Below are 21,175 nucleotides of genomic sequence, written 5' to 3'. Positions count from 1 at the left end.
CAGGCACGGCACCAGACGCCGCGGGCCCGGCAAGATCCGAAAGAGACGGCCTAGGGCGGAGCGCTCCCGGCCCCGGCTCCCGGTCCCGTCCCCGCGCCGTGGCGCCGTACCGCTTGCCGGGGCCCTGGCGGGGGACGACGATGGGGCGCTCCGGGTAGCGAGGCAGCACGGGAGGGTGACGTGGGCGATCCGTCGGTGGCACTGCCGGGCGGGGCCGATCCCGCCCGGCGCACGAGCGAACTGCGCCGGGCACACGAGGCGTTCGCCCGGGACGGGCGGGTCGAGGCGCCGGTCCGGGCGGTGATCGCGAAGTCCTGGCGGCGGTGCGCCCGGGCCCGGGTGAGTCCGGAGTGCGCGCCCGGGGTGGAGCTCGGGGAGGCGGAGCTGCGCCCGTACCGCGAGGAGCACCCGCTGGCCCGGGTGATGCCGGTGTTCCGGGACCTCGTCGGGGCCTTCGCCGCGCACGGCGCGCACCTGCTGGCGGTGTGCGACGCGCGCGGCAGCCTGCTCTGGGTGGAGGGCGAGCCGGGCACGCTGCGCCGGGCGGAGCGGCTCGGGTTCGTCCCGGGCGCGCGTTGGGCGGAGACGGCGATGGGCACCAACGCCCCCGGTACGGCCGTAGCGACGGGCGGGCCCGTACAGGTCTTCGGTGCGGAGCACTTCAGCCGCCGGGTGCACCCGTGGACGTGCGCGGCGGCGCCGGTTCGGGACCCGCGCACGGGCCGGGTGCTGGGGGCCGTGGACATCACCGGCGGGGACTGGCTCGCGCACCCGCACTCGCTGGCGTTCGTCCAGGCCGTGGCCCGGGCGGCGGAGGCGCAGCTGGCGCTGCTCGACCCCGTTCCGGCGGCCGCCGCGGACACCCTCACCGCGCTGGGGCGCGACGAGGCGCTGCTGGTCACCGGGGGGAGGACGGTGCGGTTGGGCAGGCGGCACAGCGAGATCATGGCGCTGCTGGCGCACCGCCCGGAAGGGCTGTCGGGCGAAGAGCTGGCGGTCGAGCTGTACGAGGACGAGTCGGTGTCCCCCGTGACCCTGCGCGCCGAACTGTCGCGCCTGCGCGGCCTGCTGGGCGCGCGCGCCCCGCTCTCCCGCCCCTACCGCGCGCCCGCTCCGCTGGAGGCGGACTTCACCGCCGTGTCCCGGCACCTGGCCGGCGGCGCGGTCTGCGCGGCGCTGCGCCGGTACGCCGGACCGCTGCTGCCCGGGTCCACGGCGCCGGGGATCGTGCGGCTGCGCCGGCGGATCGAGGACCAGGCGCGGGCGGCCGTGGTCGCCCGGGGGGACGCCGGGCTGCTGACGGACTGGGTGTGCAGCGCCTGGGGCGCGGACGACCGGGACGCCTGGCGGGCGCTGGCCGCGGCGCTGCCGTCCGCCCGGCGGCCGGCCGCACTGGCCCGGCTGCGCGCCCTGGACCTCGAACTCGGTGCCGGTGCGGATGCCGGCGCCGGCCCGCACCCCGGTCGCCGGCGGGGCGGCGTAGGGGCGGAGCCGGCCGGGCGCGGGCGTGCAACGTATCCGCAACCCGCGCGCTCCTAGCCTCCCCGGAGCGCTGTCCAACGGTGGCCGGCGCCCGGCAGGGGAGGCTCCATGGCCCGTTACGCGGCACCCGGGACCGAGGGGGCGCTGATGTCGTACGCGCCCCGCTACGGGCACTTCATCGGCGGGGAGTACGTCGAACCGGCCCTGGGCCGGTACTTCGCCAACCCCTCCCCCGTCACCGGCGAGACGTTCACCGAGGTCGCCCGCGGCAGCGCCGAGGACGTGGAACGGGCCCTGGACGCGGCCCACGCGGCGGCGCCGGCCTGGGGGCGCACCTCGGTGGCGGAGCGCTCGACGGTCCTGCTGCGCATCGCGGACGTGATGGAGCGGAACCTGGAGGCCCTCGCCGTCGCCGAGACCTGGGAGAACGGCAAGCCGGTGCGCGAGACCCTGGCGGCGGACCTGCCGCTGGCCATCGACCAGTTCCGCTACTTCGCGGGGGCCCTGCGCGCGCAGGAGGGCGCGCTCAGCCAGCTCGACGAGGACACGGTGGCCTACCACTTCCACGAACCGCTGGGCGTGGTGGGCCAGATCATCCCGTGGAACTTCCCGATCCTGATGGCGGTGTGGAAGCTGGCCCCGGCGCTCGCGGCCGGCAACACGGTGGTCCTCAAACCGGCCGAGCAGACCCCCGCCTCGGTGCACTTCTGGCTGAGCCTGGTCGCGGACCTGCTGCCGCCGGGCGTGGTGAACGTCGTCAACGGCTTCGGCGAGGAGGCGGGCAAGCCGCTCGCGTCCAGCCCGCGCGTCGCCAAGATCGCGTTCACCGGGGAGACCTCCACCGGCCGGCTGATCATGCAGTACGCGGCGGAGCACCTGAAGCCGGTCACCCTGGAGCTGGGCGGCAAGAGCCCCAACCTGTTCTTCGACGACATCTGGTCCGCCGACGACGAACTGCGCGACAAGGCCCTGGAGGGCTTCACCATGTTCGCCCTCAACCAGGGCGAGGTGTGCACGAGCCCCTCGCGCGCGCTGATCGAACGCGGCCGGTACGGGGACTTCCTCGACGCGGCGGTGGCGCGGACCGAACTGATCGTGCCGGGGCACCCGCTGGACACGGACACGATGATCGGGGCGCAGGCGTCCGAGGAGCAGCTGCGGAAGATCCTGTCCTACGTGGAGATCGGCCGGCAGGAGGGTGCGAAGGTCCTCACGGGCGGCGGCCGCGTGGAGCACGGCGGGGAGCTGGCGGGCGGGTTCTACGTCCAGCCGACGGTCTTCGAGGGCGACAACCGCATGCGGGTCTTCCAGGAGGAGATCTTCGGCCCGGTGGTGTCGGTGGCCTCGTTCGAGGACTTCGACGACGCGGTGCGGATCGCCAACGACACGGCGTACGGGCTGGGAGCGGGCGTCTGGACCCGCGACATCAACACCGCGTACCGCGCGGGCCGCGCGATCCAGGCGGGTCGCGTCTGGACGAACTGCTACCACGCGTACCCGGCCCACGCGGCCTTCGGCGGCTACAAGCAGTCGGGCATCGGGCGGGAGACGCACAAGATGATGCTGGAGCACTACCAGCAGACGAAGAACCTCCTCGTCTCGTACTCGCCGAAGAAGCTCGGCTTCTTCTAGGGGCAGGAAAACGGTGCCCGCCCCGGGACGCTCCCCGGGTCGGGCACCACTGGCGCGCTGCCGCTACGTCGGCGACGGCTCGACCGGCTCGATGATCGGCGCGCCGTCCACGTCGGTCATGAAGTCGCGGTGGACCGGCTTCCCGTCCTTCGGCGCGGGCAGGTTCGGGCACGCGATGCCGTCGCCGTCCGGGTCGAGACCGTTCGGGTCGAGCGGGTCCGCCCGCAGCACCGTCTGCGCGTCGGCCTGGGCCTTGAACGCACCGCAGTCGACCACGTGTCCCTGGTGCACGTACGGAGCGACGTCGAACGCGCGCACCGGGGGTTCGTTGCCCGCGCACGCGGTCAGTGTGATCGCCGCGATCACGCCGAGCGCCGCGACGGAGCGTCGACGGCCTGGCCGCGGCCGGTGGTCCCGGCCCTCGTGGAGGGTGCGTGACTGGTCCGTCATGGTCTAGGCCGTTCCCGTCCGGAACACCACGAGCCGTGAGTTCAGCGCGTCGACCGCGTACATCTTCGCCGTCGTGTTGTTCACGGCCAGCGAGACGAAGTGGCGAGGCGTTCCGATCGCGGGCCGCCTCAGCAGCGTGGTGCCGTCGGTGGCCCCGATGCCGCCGGGCGCGAGCGGCTTGCCGTCCCCGCCGACGCTGTAGTACTGCGCGACGAACAGCCTGTTGTAGTTCTTCAGCACGGCGGCCTTGTGCGCCGCGTTCCCGCCGGAGTTCGACATGCCGCAGACCGACGTCTCCCCCGTGACCGTCGTCCCGACGAGTCGGCTGATCCGGCCCGAGGTATTGCATCCCGATGCGGTTCCGCCGGTGGAGTAGACGTAGACCGATCCGGACGTGGCGTTGTAGCCCGCGGAAAGGGGGCTGAAGAGCGTGCCCGCCGGGTCGTCGATCTGCGTTGACGTTCCGTCGTCGGGGTTGATGGCGAGCACCGTCCCGACAGGCCTCGCCGCGTCCTGCGTGCACCTTCTGGCCAGCAGGTAGACGCGGTTGCGGTTCGGATCGACGGCGACCGTGCCGCGAGCGGAGTTGGAGGCGAGGCTCCCGAGGTTCTTGCCGCAGCTGGACGCGGCCGGGAAGTCCGCCACGATCCTGGCCGCGTGGGTCTGCGACGAGATGGCGAAGAGGCCGGCCTTGGGGCTCGCACCGCCGCCGGTACCCTGCTTCGCGAAGTACACCGCGTGGCGCGCGGGGTCGAAGGAGAAGTCCATGCCGTTGCCCGCGGCCACGGGTCCTCCGGCGGGCAGGGGGATCTTCGTCGCCGACGAGGTGCCGGCCGCGATGTAGGCGATCTCTCCGGCGGCCGCACCACCACCGCCGATGTAGACCTCGCCGTCGTTCTCGGGAGAGACGGCCAGGCCGGAGACGGCCGTCTCGTATCCGCTGACACGGGTGACTTGATTGCCGTCGACCGTGTCGATGATCGCGACGCCGTTCGCACCTCCGACGTAGACCTGCCCCGTGCGGGGGTTGACCGCGATCCGGGTCGGGTCCGACACGGCGCCGCCGACGTTGATCGGCGAGCCGATCGGCTTGTCGGTCGTGCCGTCGATCGCCGTCACGGTCTTCTCCGCGGTGGACACGACGTACACGCGGTCGGCCTTCTCGTCGACCGCGAGGTCGGTGGCGTTGGCGCCCACCGGGATCGGGTCCGCCGCGCTCTCCGTCGGTGTGGAGGTGTCGTACAGCGTGAACGACGACTTCTCGCCCCGACCGCACTTGTTCTCCTCGCCGACCTCCACCATGTTGTAGACCGGCTCTCCGGCCAGCAGCCCGTCGGCCTTCAGGTCATCGACCGTCCCGTAGCGTCCGTGCTTCGCGCAGTAGGACTCTTCCGCTGTGCGCAGGGTGGCCGCGTCCGCGGCGACCGCGCTCTTGTGGCCCTTGTCGCCGATGCCCCTGACGGAGAACACCACGATGGCGGAGAGGACGCCCAGGATCACGATGACCACGAGCAACTCGATGAGGGTGAAGCCGTCCTGGCGTCTGGCGCGCGAGGAGAACATGCGGTGGTCCGGTGTCATGGCAGTCGGGGCTTCCTTCGGTCGATGGGGCGCGTTCAGCCCGGGCGCACGCGCGGGCCCTTGCCGCGTCACGGTGCCCGTCGCACGGGCTTGACGTCCTTGGGTCCCGGCAGGTTCGGGCACGCGACGCCCTTGCGGGCGCCGTCGAGGTGGTTCGGGTCGGCCGGGTCGAAGCGCAGGACCGCCTGCGCGTCCGCTTGGCTGGCGAAGTCCGGGCAGTCGTAGGCGTCACCGCCGTGGCGCAGGAAGTAGCGGGCGTCGAAGGACCGGTCCGGCTGCGGGCAGAGCGCGCTGCGGGTGTCGCCGGGACCGCACTGGGCGGTGTGCGGGACCGGTGTGGTGTCGCGCGGTGCCGGCAGGCCGCGGCACGCGACGCCGCCTCCGTCGTCGAGGTGGTTCGGATCGCCCGGGTCGGCCCGCAGGACCGCCTGGGCGTCCGCCTGACGGGCGAAGTAGGTGCACCCGAAGGCGGCCCCGTGGCTGGCGTATTCCTTCGCGTCGAACACCTTGCCGTTCGGGCAGAGCGCGGTGCGCGCGGTGCCCGGCGTACACCACTCCCGTTCGGGTCTCTTGGCTTGGGCGGCCGAATCCGACCCACCGCGCACGAAGACGACGACGCCCAGGGCCACCGCGACCACCGCGAGGACCAGCACACCCCGCCTGATCGCGCGCGAGCCCGACAGTCTGCCCAACAGTGCCATACCACGCCTCTGTTCATCGTGCCGTCAGCCCGTCCCGTCCATGCCTGAGCGGACCGACGGCATGCGCCGCCGGCCCGCTTGCAGGCTGGATACGTGCATTACATCCACACCGAGCATGGTTGTCAATCATTGACTACTAGGTGGCATGTGCGGCACCGTCATGCCGGGAAACCTCGCAGATGCCCAGGAAGTCTGGGCATCTACCTGATTCCACCGGCAGGTGCCCATGGGGCAACCGCCGCCCACCAGGTCGACCAGGAGTAGCAGATGCAACGACAGTCCAAGCGCACGTGGAACGCCCCGAACTCCGGCCCCACCGCGATGCGCCGGGTACGGAAGGCGTTCGCGGCGGGTGCCCTCGCCGCGGCGCTGATCGCCGTCACGGCACCGGCGGCGTTCGCCACGACGGACACGCAGGTCGGTATAGCGAACAACATGTATCCGGCCGTCAAGGACATGAAGGGCAGAATCGCGTCGCTGCAGTCGCTCACGCCGTTCACGGCGAACGCCGCCTCGCAGGTCGGCGGGTTCTGGAACAAGCCGGTGATCGACACGTCGACGATGCGGGGCATCACGTCGGGAAGCCTGCGCCAGCAGCTGAAGAGCGCCGGCCCCTACACCACGTGCAATCCCTCCTCGTCGAACAACTGCACCGACGGGCCGTTGCACATCGACGCGTTCCTGTCGGCGGACGAGGCCAACGTCGACGCGGTCATCCCGACCTCGGACGGCGGGACCTGCACGGCGAGCGGAACCGTCGAGTGCAACGGCGACATCAACAGCAAGCACCTCGTGGCGGTCGGACGCCTGGCGATCTACAGCTGTAGCGGCAGCTGGGCGGGCTCGACCAAGGGCGACGACCCGTCCAACGCCGGCAGTCCGCCGCTCGCGTTCGGTGCGGACGCCAACGGCAGCGGCAACGGCAAGGCGCAGTCGCCCCGGTGCGACGCCTCGGCGGTCTCCGGCGGCGCGCCCACGACGATCCCGGCGGTGGTGACCTGGCTCGCGACGAGCGGTCACCGGATCGCGGTCGCAGACCCGGCTTCCGCTCCGTTCGGTGCGGCGTCCAAGCAGGCGCTGACCCAGAACGGGTTCTCCTGGGTCGACAGCGGGGCGGGTCAGAACGTGTTCCGGGGCAGCGCGTGCGACAGCGCGGGCACGGCGTGCAAGGTGCGCCTGGAATCGGGCATCAGCCAGGTGCGCGGCGCGGTGACGGCGAACGCCGGCGGCAACACCCAGCTGGGTCTCGTCGCGAAGTCGAACGTCGTGAACGTGAGCTGGACGTCGAGTTCGCTGAACGGCACCACGGGCAACGACCCCAACACGTGGACCGAGGTCAATCCGAGCGCGTACTCGGGCTACGGGGACATCGAGCAGTTCGGCGTCGCCCTGAAGGGCGGCAACGCCGGCGCGGCGACTGCCTGGACCGACCTGTTCAACAACGACTGGGACGGGGACAGCACCATCCAGGCGACCCTCGCCGCCTACGGCTACTAGGCGATCCCGAGGACCGGCAACGGCCGTCGGCGGGCACGCACCCCGCCCGCCGGCGGCCCCGGCCCGCAGGTCCTCGTCGCCGGCCCCACACCCCCTTGCCGCCGGGACCGCCGACAAGCGCGTCCGCGGCAGGCCGGGTGCCGCGCATCGCCTGCGCCGCAGACGTCGTCACTCGGTGACTACCGCAGTCCGTCCACGTCCTGTCGTAGCGCGTCACCCACTCTCGTGCATCAGGCCCTGAGGAGGGGCCTCCCCCATGAACAGATCATCACGTCGGCACCTCACGCCGGACGGCGGCTCGGCCGCGGTCACGCGCGGTCGGCCACGCCGCATTCCGACGCTCGTCCTCGCGGTGGCGACCGTCGTCATGGTCGCCAGCCCGGTATCGGCGACCGCCGTCAACACGACCGGTCTCGGGACCGCGGTCAACCTCGACGACACCGGCCGCGGCAGCGCCGCCGTCGCGATCGGCGATCTCGACAACGACGGGAAGCCGGACCTCGTGACGGCGATCCGCGCCGAGGGCCTGGGCGTGTTCCTCGGCTCCGGTGGCGGCGGCTTCGGCACCGTGACGACGTACGCGGCCCCGCAGACCGCGTCGAGCCCGTTCATCGGCTCGGCGGTGATCCAGGACGTCAACGGCGACGGCCACCAGGACGTCGTCAGCCAGGACGCGCGCGGCAACGTCGCCCTAGTCTGGCTCGGTGACGGCTCGGGCGCGCTCGGCGCCGGCGCGGCGGTGGAACTCAACCCGACGCCGGGGTGCGACACCACGAGCGACAACCCGTGTCTCGTGCGCTTCCCGACCGGCGTAGCCGTGGGCGACTTCGACGAGGACGGCAAGCCGGATCTCGCGACGTCCAACGCGAACACGAACAACGTCGCGGTCGTGCTCGGCAACGGGAACGGCACGTTCGGCGCGGCGACACGGTTCGGACTGGGCGGCGGCGTCGGCCCGCAGGGCATCGCGGCCGCCGACCTGGGCGGCGACGGCCATCTGGATCTCGTCACCTCGAACTCGTCGACCGGCACGCTCTCCGTGCTGCCGGGCGACGGACACGGCGGCTTCGGCACCGCGTCGAGCGTCCCGGCCGGTGTGGCACTTCCGACCAAGCTCAAGCTCGCCGACGTGAACGGGGACGGCAAGCCGGACGCCGTCGTCGTGGCCCCCGGCACGCCGGGGCGCGTCGCGGTCCTGCTCGGTGACGGCACGGGCGGGTTCGCCGCCGCGAGCGTCCGGTCGGCGGGGGCGAACCTCAGCTCCGCCTCGGTGGCCGACCTGAACGGCGACGGACACGTCGACCTGGTCGTCTCCAGCGCCGGATCGCACGAGGTCGTCGTACTCGAGGGCGACGGCACGGGCGCCTTCGGCACCCCGCTCGTCTTCGGACTGGGCGGCGGTCGCTCCCCGCAGGCCACCGCGGTGGCCGACATCGACGGCGACGGGCGTCCCGATGTCGCCACGGCCAACAGCAACAGCTCGGCGACGTACGTCAACGACGCGTCGGTGCTGCTCAACACGACGAACCGGACTCCGACGACCGCGAACGAGTCGTACGGCCACGTCGGGGCGGACACCCCGCTCGCCGTCGGCGCTCCTGGCGTCCTCGGCAACGACACGGACCCCGACGGCAGCGCGCTGACGGCGTCGCTGGTGACCGGGCCGGCGCACGGCACCCTCACGCTCAACCCGAACGGCTCGTTCGACTACCAGCCCGCCGGCGCCTACGTCGGAAGCGACAGCTTCACGTACAAGGCGACGGACGGCACCGCCGAGTCGAACGTCGCGACCGTGACGATCAACGTCGCGGCCGGCTGCAAGGGTCTCGCCGCCACGATCACCGGCAACGGGATCGTCAACGGCACCGGCGGCGCCGACGTGATCGTGACCGGCAACGGGAACGACAGTGTCAGCGGCAACGGCGGCAACGACACGATCTGCGCGTTCGGTGGCAACGACGCCGTGTCGGCCGGCAGCGGCAACGACTACGTCGACGGCGGTGACGGGAGCGACGCCATCAGCGGCGGTGACGGCACCGACATCGTCCGTGGCGGGGCCGGCAACGACGCGCTCTCCGGTGGCAACGGCAACGACACCGTGGTCGGTGGCGCCGACAGCGACAGCCTCTCCGGTGGTAGCGGCGCGGACGTCTGCGCCGGCGACGCCAACGGCGGTCCGACGCTCCCGGGCACGGACTCGATCGCGGCCGGCGGCTCCTGCGAGACCGTCGTCGAGGTGCCCTAGCCGACGAGCCGCTTCCGGCGACCGGCCATGAGGCGCTGACGCGCCTCGCGGGCCCGGTGATCGTGATGACGCGATCGCCGGGCCCGTCGTGTTGGCCCGGGCTCACGGTCGAGCACGGTCCACGGCCACCGGGTCGGCTGCCGGACGGGTGGGTGACGGCTCGTACGCCGCCGTCGGGGTGTCATCCGCGGTGGCCGCGGCCCGCCGGTGGCTGCCGGATCGAGTCGCCCGCACGCGCGGGGCGGTGACGTGGATGCCGGGGGGAGGACGATAGGCGCGTGACGTCAGCCGGTCGTGACCGCCGGCCGCGCCGAGTCGACGTCGACCGCGTCGAGGAACCGGCGCGCGGCGCGGACGTGTTCCAGCCGCCAGGCGTAGATCGCGCGGGCCAGGTGGTCGCCGGCGTGCTCCTTGGCGCGCAGCGACTCCTCGATCCCGTCGATGACGACCCGTTGGCGCTCGACCAGGCGGGCCGGGCTGGCGTCGCGACGCTGGAGCAGCAGGAGCTTGCAGGTGAGCTCGGCACGGACGTCGAACAGGTGGACCACGGGTTCACTGAGCCACCGGCTCACCGTCGTCTTCGCCGAGCGGGTGGTGGCGTAGATCATGCGCTGCGGTCCGCGGTCGCTTTCCTCGGCGCCGACCGCCGTGATCAGTCCGCGCTCGACCAGCCGCGTGATCGACCGGTAGACCATGGGTCGCGAGATGTACCAGAACTGACCGATTTCCGCGCCTTCAGCGGTGAGGGCTGCGATGGCGAAGCCGTGACTGGGTCGTTCAGCCATGAGCGCGAGCACAATCCACTCCGCCAGCGGCAGATCAGGTCGGTCGGGTTTCACCATGGCAACCAGGTTACCAATCGGTCGGGCGCGCGGTTGTACGAAGGACCAGTCTTCGGTGCGCATGCGGCGCGTGACGCTGTAGGTATGCCCAGAAGCAACGTCGCGCGGCCGTCGGCAGCCGAAAGCCGGCCCGCGGCTGACGTCCGGCCCGGCGGTCAGGGGCGGTCGCGGACCGTGGTGGGGGGTGCCCCCGTCGCGTACGGATCGCTCAGGCTCTCGTACCAGTGGACGACCGGAGCGCCGACGAGGAGGGCGGCGACGGCGCCGGCGGCGAGGAACACGCCGAAGGGGAGGCGGGTGTGGCGGGTGGCCCGCCCCGCCGCCATGAGCGCGATGCCCACCAGCAGCCCGGCGAAGCTGCCGGCCACCAGCGCGAAGACGAGATGCCACGGACCGAGCCAGCCCAGCCCGGTGCCGAGCAGGCCGGCCAGGCGCACGTCGCCGAATCCGAGCCAGGCCGGCCGCACCCGGTGCAGGGCGAAGAAGACGGCGAACCCGCCCGCTCCGCACGCCGCGGTCACGCCGAGCCGGTACCACTGGCCGGTGGCCGCGGCGGCGGCGAGCAGACACGCGGCGGTGAGCCCGAGGGTCGGGTAGATCAGCCGCCTCGGGAGCAGGAGGTGTTCGGCGTCGCAGGCGGCCAGCGCCACCAGCCCCGCGGTGAAGACGAGTGCGGCCGGCAGCATCTCGGACCGGCCGAAGCGCAGTGCCTCGGAGGCGAAGAGGAGCGCGGTGAGCGCTTCGACGAGCGGGTAGCGCGCGGGGATCGGAACCCGGCAGGCGCGGCAGCGGCGGCCCAGCAGGAGCCAGGACACGACGGGGATGTTGTCCCGGGCCGCGATCGCCGTGGCGCATCGCGGGCAGGCGGAGCCGGGTCGCACGACCGAGCGGCCGGCCGGCACCCGGGAGACGGCGACGTTGAGGAAGGAGCCCACCGCGAGCCCCAACAGGCCGACAATTACGACGAATATGGATGACATGGACGCAATGCTGCCGTAGCGTGCGCGCCGTGCGCCAGCGCCGGGTGGCGCGTACGGCGCCACCCGGCCGTCTCGACCGCCGGCCTGCGACGACCGGCGACGGCTCCCGCGTCAGGGGCAGGGGTTGGGCGGCTCGCCGTCGACATTGGGGATCCGCGTCACGGTGTACTTGGTGGGGCTCGTGTCGAGAACCTGGTACCAGTTGGAAACGGCGGACAGGAACCCCGCATTCTTCAGGTCGTCCACCGTGCCGTACGTGTTGCGGCCGTCAGTGGCGAAGTACGCCTCCTCCGCGGTCTCGATCGTGGACTTGTCGGTCTTGCACGCCGCGCCCTGGCCCTTGTCGTTGATGCCGCGGACGGAGAAGACGACGATGGCGGACAGGACGCCGAGGATCACGATGACCACGAGAAGCTCGATGAGCGTGAAGCCGGCCTCCGCCGTCTCGCTCGGCGCACGCATGCGCCGGCGCAACTTTCCTTGCAGGTTTGTGAACATCTTTCTCCATCTACGGCGACCGGCCCACACACGACCGAGCGTTAGTAACAGCTTGATTAATCAGCCGTAGACTACTGAGCCGAAAGTGCACTTACAAGGGGCGATGCCCCGAAGGCGGCGCAGATGCGAGCCTGATGGCGTGCTGTAGTGTGCAGCTGACTAATCAGCGGCTGACAGTACTGCGGATCCACCCGAGGCGAACGGTCGGCCGTTGCTCTGGATGCGCGAAAGGGGTGGGTTCCTTGGCGAATGGCCGTTTTCTCCGGCGCCGCGCGGCGGCGACCGGTCCTGCGGGCGAGGACGGCACCCTGCCCGCTGGAGTCCGCGGCCCCGCGCCGTCTCCGGTCCCGGCCGACGAACCGGTCGGGGACGCGACGTCCGGCGCGGAGCAGTCCTCCCCCGCGGGACGGAAGCGGCAGCGCATGGGGGAACTGCTGGTGCAGCGCGGGCTGCTCACCCCTGCGCAGGTGGACGAGGCGCTCCTGCAGCAGTCGGCGTCGGGCAAGCGGCTCGGCGCCCTGCTGGTCGAAATCGGCATGGTCGACGAGCGGTCACTGATCGAGGTGCTGTCGGTCCAACTCGGCGTCCCGGTCGTCGACCTGCGCCAGAGCGAACCCGATCCCGAGGCGGCCGCCCGGGTGCCCGAGGCGCTGGCCCGTTCGCTGGGCGTCGTCGGCGTGCGGCGGGCCGAGGGCACGCTGGTGGTCGCGGCGGGCGACCCGGCCGACCCGCGCGTGCTCGACGAGGTCGGCCGTGCCGTCGCGCCGGACCGGGTGCAGTTGGCGATCGCGGCTCCCTCGGACATCCGGCGCTCGATCGACAGCACCTACCGGGCGCTGTCCGGCGTCGGCAGCCTGGTCGAGGCCTTCGAGGCGACCGAGACCGGCCGCAACGCCGGCTCCGGGGCCCGGGTGGTGAGCGAGGACGCGCCGGTCGTGCACCTGGTCAACCTCATGCTGACCCAGGGCCTGCGCGACCGGGCCTCGGACATCCACGTCGAACCGCACGCCGACCGGGTCCGGGTCCGGTACCGCATCGACGGTGCGCTGCACGACGTGCTCAGCCTGCCGGAGAGCATGGGTCCGTCGCTGGTCAGCAGGATCAAGATCATGGCCAACATGAACATCGTCGACCGGCGGCGCCCGCAGGACGGGCAGATCGCCACCGAGATCGACGGCAGGCCGGTCGACATCCGGGTCGCGACCACCCCCACCATCTGGGGCGAGAAGGCGGTGCTGCGACTGCTCGACAGCAACCGCACCCTGTTCCGGCTGGGCGAGCTCGGCATGCCCCCCGCGACCTACGAACGGTTCGCGTCCCTGCTGCGCTCCCCGTACGGCATGGTCGCCTGCGCCGGACCGACCGGCAGCGGCAAGACGACCACCCTGTACGCCACGCTGGGCGAGCTGAACCAGAGCGAGCGCAACATCACCACCATCGAAGACCCGGTGGAGTACGTGTTCCCGTCGGTCAACCAGATCCAGATCAACGACCAGGCGGGCATCTCGTTCGCGACCGGGCTGCGCTCGATCCTCCGGCAGGACCCCGACGTGATCCTGGTGGGCGAGATCCGAGACGCCGAGACGGCGCGGATCGCGGTCGAATCCGCCCTCACCGGCCACTTCGTCCTGTCGTCCATCCACGCCGGCGACGCCTGCTCCGCCCTGCACCGGTTCGCCGACATGGGCATCGAGCCGTTCCTGATCACCTCCACGGTCTCCGGGGTGGTCAGCCAGCGACTGGTGCGGCGGATCTGCGATCAGTGCCGCGAGCCCTACCGGCCGGGCGTGGACGAACTGGCCTTCTTCGCCAAGGCCGGCGGTTCGACCGACGCCGGTTTCTGGCAGGGCCGGGGCTGCAACTTCTGCTCCCGGACCGGCTACCAGGAGCGGATCGGCGTCTTCGAACTGCTCGTGATGAGCGACGCGGTCAAGCGGCTGCTCGTCGAGAAGGCGCCGATCGACAGCCTGCGCAAGGCCGCGCGCGAGGAGCACATGGACAGCCTCCTGGACGGAGGCGTCCGGCTGGTCGAGGAGGGCACCACGACCATCGCCGAGATCATGTCCAGCGTGTACGTGGTCTAGACGGCCCGGCGCCCCGCGCGCCGGACGCCGCACCCGGACACCGACGAAGCGAACCCCCGACACCGGAAGCCAGGAGGGCATCGGCACATGGCCACCTTCAAGTACGTCGCGCTCGGCCCGGACGGGAAGCGGGCCGCCGGCGTGCTCAAGGGCTCCAGTGTCGACGGCGTGACCGACAGCCTGACCCGGCAGGGCTACGACGTGCAGTCGGTCAGGGCGGCGGGCCGCAACCTGCTGCAGCTCGAACTCACCGCGAAGAAGGTCGACCCGGTCGAGCTGAGCAACTTCTCGCGCCAGATGGCCGCCTTCATCAAGGCCGGAGTGCCCATCCTGGACGCCCTGGAGATCATCCGCGCCGAGACCAGGGACAAGAAGCTGGGCCAGGTGCTCGTCGACGTCATGGACTCGCTGCGGTTCGGCGAGAGCTTCGCCGGCGCGATGGCCGTCCACACCGCGGCGCTCCCGCCGTTCTACATCTCCGTCCTGCGCTCGGCAGAGGCGACCGGTGAGCTCGACGTGGTGATGGCCCAGTTGGGCCGCTACATCGAGCGCGACGTCGAGGGCCGGCGCAGCATCCGCTCCGCCCTGACCTATCCGAGCCTGGTGATGGGTCTGGCCGTCGCCGTCGTCCTCGTCCTCGTCGTCTTCGTGCTGCCGCGCTTCAAGGTGTTCTTCGCGTCCTTCAACGCGGAACTGCCCCTGCCGACGCGGATGCTGCTGGGCTTCACCGACTTCGTCACGGCCTGGTACCCGGTCATCCTCGGCGTCCTCGTCGTGCTCGTCGCGGCACTGGTCGCCGGTTTGCGGACCGAGCGGGGACGGCTGCTGCGCGACCGCTTCCTGCTGGCGACGCCGGTGGTCGGCGACGTGGTCCGCTTCATGGTCATCGAACGGTTCTGCCGCATCCTGACCTCGATGATCAAGGCCGGCGTGCCCATTCCGGAGGCGCTCGGCCTGGCCAGCGCGGGCGCCAACAACCTGGTGTACGAACGGTCCATCGGGACGGCCCGGATCGAGATGCTGGAAGGCGGCGGCATCTCCCGGCCGATCGCCCGCACCAAGCTCTTCCCCGGGGCGGTCACCCAGATGATGCGTGTGGGGGAGGAGACCGGCACCCTCGACGACCAGCTCGAAAACGTCTCGGAGTTCTACGAGAAGGAACTGCAGCACAAACTCAAGCGGCTGACCAGCCTGTTCGAGCCGACTGTGGTGATCCTGGTCGGTGTCGTCGTGGGGTTCGTGGCCGTCGCCCTCCTTTCGGCGATCTACGGCGTCTACAGCCAGGTCGAGGTCCAATGACCGGCCCGGCACGCCGCCCGCGGCGCCGCCGCGGCGAGGAGGGCGAGACGCTGATCGAGGTTCTCGTCGCCGTGGTGCTCATGGGGGTCGCCTTCGTGGCCATCCTCGGAGGCATGGGCACCGCCGTCATCAGCTCGGTCACGCAGCAGAAGCTGACCGGCGCCGACTCGATCGTCCGCAACGCCGCCGAGAAGGTCGTCGGCGACCCGTACGTGCCCTGCGCCGGTGGGTACGAGACTCCGGCGCCGCCGGCCGGATACACCGTGAGCGTCACGATCGCGTACTGGGACGGGGTGGGTGCGTTCGGCCCGTCCTGCCCGGCGGCCGATACCGGAGTGCAGAAGGTGACCCTCACGGTGCACGCGACCGGCCCACGCCCCGTCAGGGACGTGACGCTCGAAGTGGTCAAGCGGGAGGCGATGCTGTCATGACGACGCAACGGCCGGACGGCCGAGCGGAGTCGGGGTTCACCCTGACCGAGTTGATGGTCACGATCGTCGTCATGGGCATCATCGGGGCACTGCTGCCCACGGCGATCATCCTCGGACTGCGGTTCACCGCGGGCACCGGGAAGCGGGTGGCCGCCACCGGCGCGGTGGGGACGCTGGGCCGCTACTTCTACGGCGACGTGCACAGCGCGGACACCGTCACGACCGAGCCGGCGTGCGGCGTCGCCGACGTGATCGTCCACCTGAGCCGGCCCGGCACCGACGTGGTCTACACCTACGACCGGCCGACCGGCGCCCTCAGCCGGGTGAAGTGCACCGACACGGGCGTCGTCACCACGACGCTGGGCCGGTTCGGCAACGCCCCGTCGACCCGTCCGGTGGTTCTGAGCTGCGGTGCCGAGACCTCGTGCACCTCGCCCATGGAGGTAACGCTGACCGTGCAGAGCGAACCCGGCGCGCCCCGGACGGACCTCACGGCCGTCCGGCGATCGAGCGCGTCATGACCGGCCGTCCCGTTCCGCGCCGCCCGCGCCACGACGAGCAGGGCGCGTCACTGATCCTCGCGCTGGCCTTCATCACCGTCTTCAGCGTGATCACCGTGTCGGTCCTGGCCTTCGCCGGCACGGGGCTGAAGGCCGCGAGCGCGTACGTCGCCCAAGGAAAGCGGAACTACGGCGCGGACGGTGCCACACAGCTCGCGATCAAGAACTTCTCGCAGGGCAACCCGTGCGCCGACTACACCGCCCCGCCCATCAACGGCCAGCGGATGATCGTCCACTGCGACCCTCTCAACGCCTCCGCCGCGGCCACGCGCGCGACCCAACCGCAGGACGCGCTGCGCAGCCTGGGCCGGGGGGCGCAGGACGGGATCAACGTGACCGCGCCCGGCCTGCGCGTGCAGGGCAGCGTCTTCTCCCACGCGAACATCACCTCCGGCGCCGGCGCCTCGATGGCGGTCTCGGGCGACGTGTCCGCCGTCGGCGACTGCTCCGGTGCCGTGTCGCAGACCCCGTTGCCCCCGACCGCGCAGCCGTACGCGCACGGCTGCGCCAACGACACCCCGCCGGCTCCCGCCGACGAGGTCGCGGGCGCGGACCCGGACTACACCCCGCCCGCCACGGCCGTCCCGGTCCGGCAGACGGTGCCCGCGTGCCCCGGTCCCGGTTCCTGGCTGGTGCGGTTGCAGCCCGGCTACTACGACGACGCCCGAGCCCTCACCCGCCTCACCGGCGGCGCTTGCCCCGACGTCGTCGTTTGGCTGCAACCGGGCCTGTACTACCTCGACTTCACCTTCACCGGCGGCGCCGCGGCCTGGACGGTCGACGACCCCACCGTCAGCGTGGTCGGCGGCACGCGGGCGGGCTGGGATCCCGGGGCCCCCACCCGCCCGACCGTCCCCGTCCCGGGCGGCTGCGACACGACGCGGCGCGAAGGCGTCGAGGTGATGATGGGCGGCGGCAGCCGGCTGCAGGTCGACCGCGGACACGTGGAACTGTGCGCCCCGGTGACCCCGGGCGCCCAGCAGGTCGCGGTGTACGGGGTCCAACCGCCGAAGCCGTCCCACGCGCTGAAGCCGACAGCGGTGGCCGCCAACACCGGCTTCGCCGACCCCGGCCACGCCCTGACCGGTGGCGAACGGCCGACGCTGCCCGGGTGTGCACAGCCCACGGGCACCGCGAGCTGTACGGCCGACGCCGTCCTCGACCCGGCGAAGCGCCGGTCGGCCTCGATGCAGTTCGCCGGCTTCACCCCGCGCGTGCCGCCCGGCTCGGTCATCAGCGGCGCGACGCTGCGCGTCAGGCACGAGGACGCCGGCGATCTGACCGCCCCGGGCGCGGTGAAGGTCACCACCGCCGTCGGCGGGGACACCTGCCGCACCGACGACCTGCCCCGGAACACGGCGCTCGCCACGGATCCCCCGATCGACCTGCTGGGCGCGTGCGGGCTCACCGACCCGGGCCGGCTCACGGGCCTGACCGTGACCTACGCCGCGACGCTGGACCCCGACGGCGCCACCGCCACGGAACGCCTGGACGGCATCTGGCTGGAGGTCGCCTACCGCACGCCGACCACGTTCAAGCCGACCGCCGTGACCGCATCGACCGGGTTCACCGCTGCCGGCACCGATCCCCGCAACGCCCTGGAGATCGGCGAACAGCCGGCACCGTCGGTGGCCGGCGCCGCTCTGACCGCGGCGGCGCCGTCCGCGTCGATCACCCTGGCCGGGTTCGGCCGGCCGCCCCTGCCGCCGGGGTCGACGATCCGCTCCGCCGTGCTGCGGGTGGCCCATCAGGAGACCGGCGACGCGGCGGCGCCCGGAATCGACGTCACCCCCGCGGGCGGCGGCGGCCGTTGTACCGGCCTGCCGCTCACCGCGCGGGCCGGGCCGGGCGACGACCGCGTCGACCTGAAGGCGTGCGGCATCACCGACGCCGCCCAGCTGACCGGACTGACCGCGACCTACACCGCGGGACTGGACGCGGGCGGCGCCGCGGGCACCCATTCCCTGGACGGCATGGCGCTCGACATCGTCTACGACCCGCCGCCGCCCCGGCCGGCGACGCGCGCGGAGTCGACGGCGTTCGTCCCCGCGGCCGATGCCCAGGCGATCGACGGCGCCCGCACCGCCCGTGCCGCGCTCTCGGCCGCCGCGCCGACCGCCACCATCGACCTGGGCGGTTACGACACCCCTGCGGTGGCACCCGGCTCGGTCCTGGACGGGGCCCTGCTGCACATCGCCCACCGCGACGATCCCGGGGCGGCCGGAGGACCGCCGCCGACGGCCGCGGTCACCCTGACCGGGCCCGGCCTCCCCCGCTCCTGCACCGCCTCGCAGAAGCTCGCCGTGCACCAGGGCGCCCTGGCCACCGACACCCTGGACCTGGTCGCCGCCTGCGGACTGACCGACCCCTCCCAACTGGTCGGCCTGGCCGTGACCTACACCGCCGCCCTCGGCGCCGGCAGCGCCGCCGCCACCGCCCAGCTCGACGGGGTCACCCTGGACCTGGCCCACCGGCCCCCGGTCTCGGTACGGCCCACCCGCGCGATCAGCACCGCGACGCCCACCGCCGCGGCGTTCCCCGACCCGAGGCACGCGCAGGCGATCGACACCACCACCTCGACCGCGACGCTGGCCACGGCCACCCCGTCGGCGTCGATCCGGCTCGGCGCGTTCGCGATGCCGCCCCTGCCGGCGGGCTCGGTGATCGACAAGGTGGTCCTGCGCGTTGCCCACCAGGACGACGACACCACCGCGGCGCCGCCCTCGCCGACGGCGCCGCCCACGGTCGCGCTGACCGTCTCCGGCACCGGTACCGCCTGCGACGCGACCCACGCCCTGACCGCCCGTGAAGGCGCCCTCGGTCTCGACGTGGTCGACCTCGGCGCCTGCGGGGTCACGCAGGGCGCCCAGGTGTCCGAGCTCGCCGTCGACTACACGGCGAGGCTGGGCGCGGGCCGTACCGACGCCGTCGACCGGCTCGACGGCGTCGAGCTGGACATCGTGTTCCGAGCGCCGTCCATCAGGGCCCTGTCCGGCTGCCTCACCGAGGGCGGCCGGTGCGCGGTGCTGACGTCGACCGACGACGCCGACACGGCCACCGAGCGCAGCCGCCTGGTGATCAACGGCACCGTCTACGCGCCGACCGCTGCCGTCGACCTGTCGATGACCGGGGTCGCCTCGCAGGTCGTCACCCGGGGCATCATCGCCCGGACCATCGCCCTCGGCATCAGCCCGGCCCCCGGGTACCTCCGCCCGGTGATCGGTATCCCACCGGAGCCGGTGCTGTTCACGACCTATCCGGCCGTGATCGCGAAACCGGCGTCGGTCGCCGCGATCACCGGGTTCGCGACCCCGCCTCCGGGCGCGCCCGTCGACGTCACGGACGCCGCCGTCCCCGGCGGTGGCCGGGCGTCCCTCACGCTCGGCGGATACGCCCCGCAGTCGCCGGCCGCGACCGGACCGCTCGACCACGTCGTCCTACAGGTGACGCACCACGAGGAGGGCGACGTGGAGTCGGTGAAGGTGTCGGTGGACTTCACCGGCAGCACCTGCACCGGCGCCGGAGGCTCACTGGACGTGCCGGTCCGTCCCGGCTCGCGCGGCCCGGTGTCCGACCGGGTCGACCTGGCGCCGTGCGGCCTGACCACCGCCGCCCAGTTGGCCGGGCTGACGGTGACCTACACCGTCACCGCCGGGAGCGGCGGCGCGACCGAGCACCTCGGCGGCACCCGGATCGACCTGCTGTCCGGCCCGCTCGTCCGGGCCGCCGTGTCCTTCGACGGCCACACCGGCACCGTCAAGCAGTGGACGGTCCTGCCATGAGCACACACGCCACCTTGGAGGCCACCATGTCCGGGCCGAGTTCCGCCATCATCGAGCACCTGCTCGGCGAGCTGTGGGAGCGGGGCGGCAGCGACCTGCTGCTCACCGCCGGATCGGCGCCGTTCCTCCGCGTCGACGGCGCCCTGCGGCCGGTCGAGGGGACCGCGCTGACCGAGCCGGAGGTCGATCGGCTGGTGACCGGGGTGCTGGGCCGGGAACTCGCGGAACGCTTCCGCCGGGAGAAGCAGATCGATTTCGCGTTCAGCTGGGGGGAGCGGGCCAGGTTGCGCGGGAACGCCTTCGTGCAGCGCGGCGCGTCGGCGCTGGCGCTGCGGATCATCCCGTTCGACGTGCCGTCGTCCGAGCGGCTCGGGCTCCCCCCGGTCGTCATCGGGTGGGCGGCCTTGCCGCGCGGGTTCGTGCTGGTCACCGGGCCGACCGGGTCGGGGAAGTCGACCAGCCTGGCGGCGCTCCTCGACTACGTCAACACGCACCGGTCGGTGCACATCCTCACCATCGAGGACCCGATCGAGTACCTGCACCGGCACAAGCGCTCGGCCGTCAGCCAGCGCGAAGTCGGCACCGACACCGACTCGTTCCCCGCCGCGCTGCGCTCGGCCCTGCGCGAGGACCCCGACGTCCTGCTGCTCGGCGAGATGCGCGACCCGGAGAGCATCTCCGCGGCCCTGACCATCGCCGAGACCGGTCACCTGGTGTTCGCCACCCTGCACACCAACGACGCGTCGCAGACGCTGGACCGCATCGTCGACGTGTTCCCGGCCGGGCAACAGCCGCAGATCCGGCTGCAATTGGCGCACACCCTGGTCGGCATCCTCAACCAGACGCTCATCCCCCGGACCGGCGGGGGCCGGGTGGCCGCCTTCGAGGTGCTGGTGGGCACGTCGGCGATCCGCAACCTGATCCGCGAGGGCAAGACCCGCCAGATCCGCAACATGGTCTCGACCGGCCACCGCGACGGCATGCAGACCCTCGAAACCAGCATCAACGCTCTCGTCGCGGCGGGCGTCATCACGTACGAGGAGGCCGTGCTGCACACGGCCCACCCGGAGGACGTCCAGCGGCCCCACGCCCCGGCCGGCCGCACCTGACC

16 protein-coding genes are annotated in these 21,175 nt (G+C 72.5%); 10 read left to right on the top strand and 6 right to left on the bottom strand.

Annotated elements, in window-relative coordinates; all coding sequences use genetic code 11:
• Positions 1-180 precede the first annotated feature (180 nt).
• Positions 181-1,539 carry a GAF domain-containing protein gene (locus tag CP968_RS28850; RefSeq protein WP_150520777.1) on the top strand — a complete coding sequence of 453 codons (1,359 nt, stop codon included), beginning with the start codon at positions 181-183 and terminating at the stop codon, positions 1,537-1,539.
• A 51-nt stretch (positions 1,540-1,590) separates the two neighbouring features.
• Entirely contained in the window at positions 1,591-3,114 is a 1,524-nt protein-coding gene (gene exaC / locus CP968_RS28845; protein WP_150520776.1) for an acetaldehyde dehydrogenase ExaC, read from the top strand.
• A gap of 63 nt (positions 3,115-3,177) precedes the next feature.
• On the opposite strand, the gene CP968_RS28840 is transcribed toward exaC, so the two are convergent.
• The 3 genes from CP968_RS28840 to CP968_RS28830 form a co-directional block, all read right to left on the bottom strand.
• Positions 3,178-3,564 carry an excalibur calcium-binding domain-containing protein gene (locus CP968_RS28840; protein WP_150520775.1) on the bottom strand — a complete coding sequence of 129 codons (387 nt, stop codon included), beginning with the start codon at positions 3,562-3,564 and terminating at the stop codon, positions 3,178-3,180.
• A 3-nt stretch (positions 3,565-3,567) separates the two neighbouring features.
• Positions 3,568-5,145, bottom strand: coding sequence for a prepilin-type N-terminal cleavage/methylation domain-containing protein (locus CP968_RS28835; protein ID WP_150520774.1), 1,578 nt, complete (start codon positions 5,143-5,145; stop codon positions 3,568-3,570).
• Between the two features lie 68 nt (positions 5,146-5,213).
• Positions 5,214-5,846 (bottom strand): hypothetical protein, encoded by a 633-nt coding sequence (locus CP968_RS28830; RefSeq protein ID WP_150520773.1) that lies wholly within the window; start codon positions 5,844-5,846, stop codon positions 5,214-5,216.
• 267 nt (positions 5,847-6,113) lie between these two features.
• On the opposite strand from CP968_RS28830, the gene CP968_RS28825 reads away from it, so the two are divergent.
• Together CP968_RS28825 and CP968_RS28820 are read left to right on the top strand one after the other, a co-directional pair.
• The gene (locus CP968_RS28825) at positions 6,114-7,343 is read left to right on the top strand and encodes a type 2 periplasmic-binding domain-containing protein (protein ID WP_150520772.1); all 1,230 of its coding nucleotides are present in this window, start codon (positions 6,114-6,116) and stop codon (positions 7,341-7,343) included.
• Positions 7,344-7,599: 256 nt separating this feature from the next.
• On the top strand, positions 7,600-9,588 hold the full coding sequence (locus CP968_RS28820; RefSeq protein ID WP_150520771.1) for an FG-GAP-like repeat-containing protein: 1,989 nt from the start codon (positions 7,600-7,602) through the stop codon (positions 9,586-9,588).
• Between the two features lie 284 nt (positions 9,589-9,872).
• Here CP968_RS28820 and CP968_RS28815 read toward each other — a convergent pair whose 3' ends face one another.
• From CP968_RS28815 to CP968_RS28805, 3 genes are all read right to left on the bottom strand, one after another.
• Complete coding sequence (locus tag CP968_RS28815; RefSeq protein WP_229886876.1) at positions 9,873-10,493, bottom strand: PadR family transcriptional regulator; 621 nt, start codon at positions 10,491-10,493, stop codon at positions 9,873-9,875.
• A gap of 92 nt (positions 10,494-10,585) precedes the next feature.
• Positions 10,586-11,410, bottom strand: a complete 825-nt coding sequence (locus CP968_RS28810) for a prepilin peptidase (protein WP_150520770.1) — start codon at positions 11,408-11,410, stop codon at positions 10,586-10,588.
• Positions 11,411-11,521: 111 nt separating this feature from the next.
• A complete protein-coding gene (locus CP968_RS28805) occupies positions 11,522-11,872 on the bottom strand; it encodes a type IV pilin protein (protein ID WP_229886877.1) in 351 nt (116 codons plus the stop codon).
• 458 nt (positions 11,873-12,330) lie between these two features.
• Here CP968_RS28805 and CP968_RS28800 point away from each other — a divergent pair, with 458 nt between their 5' ends.
• From CP968_RS28800 to CP968_RS28775, 6 genes are all read left to right on the top strand, one after another.
• Positions 12,331-13,992 (top strand): GspE/PulE family protein, encoded by a 1,662-nt coding sequence (locus CP968_RS28800; protein ID WP_229886878.1) that lies wholly within the window; start codon positions 12,331-12,333, stop codon positions 13,990-13,992.
• Between the two features lie 87 nt (positions 13,993-14,079).
• Positions 14,080-15,291 carry a type II secretion system F family protein gene (locus CP968_RS28795; protein ID WP_150520768.1) on the top strand — a complete coding sequence of 404 codons (1,212 nt, stop codon included), beginning with the start codon at positions 14,080-14,082 and terminating at the stop codon, positions 15,289-15,291.
• Complete coding sequence (locus CP968_RS28790) at positions 15,288-15,722, top strand: type IV pilus modification PilV family protein (protein WP_150520767.1); 435 nt, start codon at positions 15,288-15,290, stop codon at positions 15,720-15,722. Before CP968_RS28795 ends, CP968_RS28790 begins: the two co-directional genes overlap by 4 nt.
• On the top strand, positions 15,719-16,243 hold the full coding sequence (locus tag CP968_RS28785; protein WP_150520766.1) for a type II secretion system protein: 525 nt from the start codon (positions 15,719-15,721) through the stop codon (positions 16,241-16,243). The genes CP968_RS28790 and CP968_RS28785 overlap by 4 nt, the downstream gene beginning before the upstream one ends.
• A complete protein-coding gene (locus tag CP968_RS28780) occupies positions 16,240-20,064 on the top strand; it encodes a hypothetical protein (protein ID WP_150520765.1) in 3,825 nt (1,274 codons plus the stop codon). The genes CP968_RS28785 and CP968_RS28780 overlap by 4 nt, the downstream gene beginning before the upstream one ends.
• Positions 20,061-21,173 carry a type IV pilus twitching motility protein PilT gene (locus tag CP968_RS28775; RefSeq protein ID WP_280116703.1) on the top strand — a complete coding sequence of 371 codons (1,113 nt, stop codon included), beginning with the start codon at positions 20,061-20,063 and terminating at the stop codon, positions 21,171-21,173. The genes CP968_RS28780 and CP968_RS28775 overlap by 4 nt, the downstream gene beginning before the upstream one ends.
• Positions 21,174-21,175 lie beyond the last annotated feature (2 nt).

Origin of the sequence: Streptomyces subrutilus, assembly GCF_008704535.1 — a bacterium.
Classification (GTDB): domain Bacteria; phylum Actinomycetota; class Actinomycetes; order Streptomycetales; family Streptomycetaceae; genus Streptomyces; species Streptomyces subrutilus.
This window is presented reverse-complemented; position numbering and strand designations above follow the sequence as displayed.

What these genes read in the sequence shown, in the direction of transcription:
- CP968_RS28820 (WP_150520771.1), top strand. Translation starts at nt 7,600, where the DNA reads ATGAACAGATCATCACGTCGGCACCTCACGCCGGACGGCGGCTCGGCC.
- CP968_RS28790 (WP_150520767.1), top strand. Translation starts at nt 15,288, where the DNA reads ATGACCGGCCCGGCACGCCGCCCGCGGCGCCGCCGCGGCGAGGAGGGC.
- CP968_RS28800 (WP_229886878.1), top strand. Translation starts at nt 12,331, where the DNA reads ATGGGGGAACTGCTGGTGCAGCGCGGGCTGCTCACCCCTGCGCAGGTG.
- CP968_RS28780 (WP_150520765.1), top strand. Translation starts at nt 16,240, where the DNA reads ATGACCGGCCGTCCCGTTCCGCGCCGCCCGCGCCACGACGAGCAGGGC.
- CP968_RS28805 (WP_229886877.1), bottom strand. Translation starts at nt 11,872, where the DNA reads ATGCGTGCGCCGAGCGAGACGGCGGAGGCCGGCTTCACGCTCATCGAG.
- CP968_RS28815 (WP_229886876.1), bottom strand. Translation starts at nt 10,493, where the DNA reads ATGCGCACCGAAGACTGGTCCTTCGTACAACCGCGCGCCCGACCGATT.
- CP968_RS28835 (WP_150520774.1), bottom strand. Translation starts at nt 5,145, where the DNA reads ATGACACCGGACCACCGCATGTTCTCCTCGCGCGCCAGACGCCAGGAC.
- CP968_RS28785 (WP_150520766.1), top strand. Translation starts at nt 15,719, where the DNA reads ATGACGACGCAACGGCCGGACGGCCGAGCGGAGTCGGGGTTCACCCTG.
- CP968_RS28840 (WP_150520775.1), bottom strand. Translation starts at nt 3,564, where the DNA reads ATGACGGACCAGTCACGCACCCTCCACGAGGGCCGGGACCACCGGCCG.
- CP968_RS28810 (WP_150520770.1), bottom strand. Translation starts at nt 11,410, where the DNA reads ATGTCATCCATATTCGTCGTAATTGTCGGCCTGTTGGGGCTCGCGGTG.
- CP968_RS28825 (WP_150520772.1), top strand. Translation starts at nt 6,114, where the DNA reads ATGCAACGACAGTCCAAGCGCACGTGGAACGCCCCGAACTCCGGCCCC.
- exaC (WP_150520776.1), top strand. Translation starts at nt 1,591, where the DNA reads ATGGCCCGTTACGCGGCACCCGGGACCGAGGGGGCGCTGATGTCGTAC.
- CP968_RS28775 (WP_280116703.1), top strand. Translation starts at nt 20,061, where the DNA reads ATGAGCACACACGCCACCTTGGAGGCCACCATGTCCGGGCCGAGTTCC.
- CP968_RS28795 (WP_150520768.1), top strand. Translation starts at nt 14,080, where the DNA reads ATGGCCACCTTCAAGTACGTCGCGCTCGGCCCGGACGGGAAGCGGGCC.
- CP968_RS28830 (WP_150520773.1), bottom strand. Translation starts at nt 5,846, where the DNA reads ATGGCACTGTTGGGCAGACTGTCGGGCTCGCGCGCGATCAGGCGGGGT.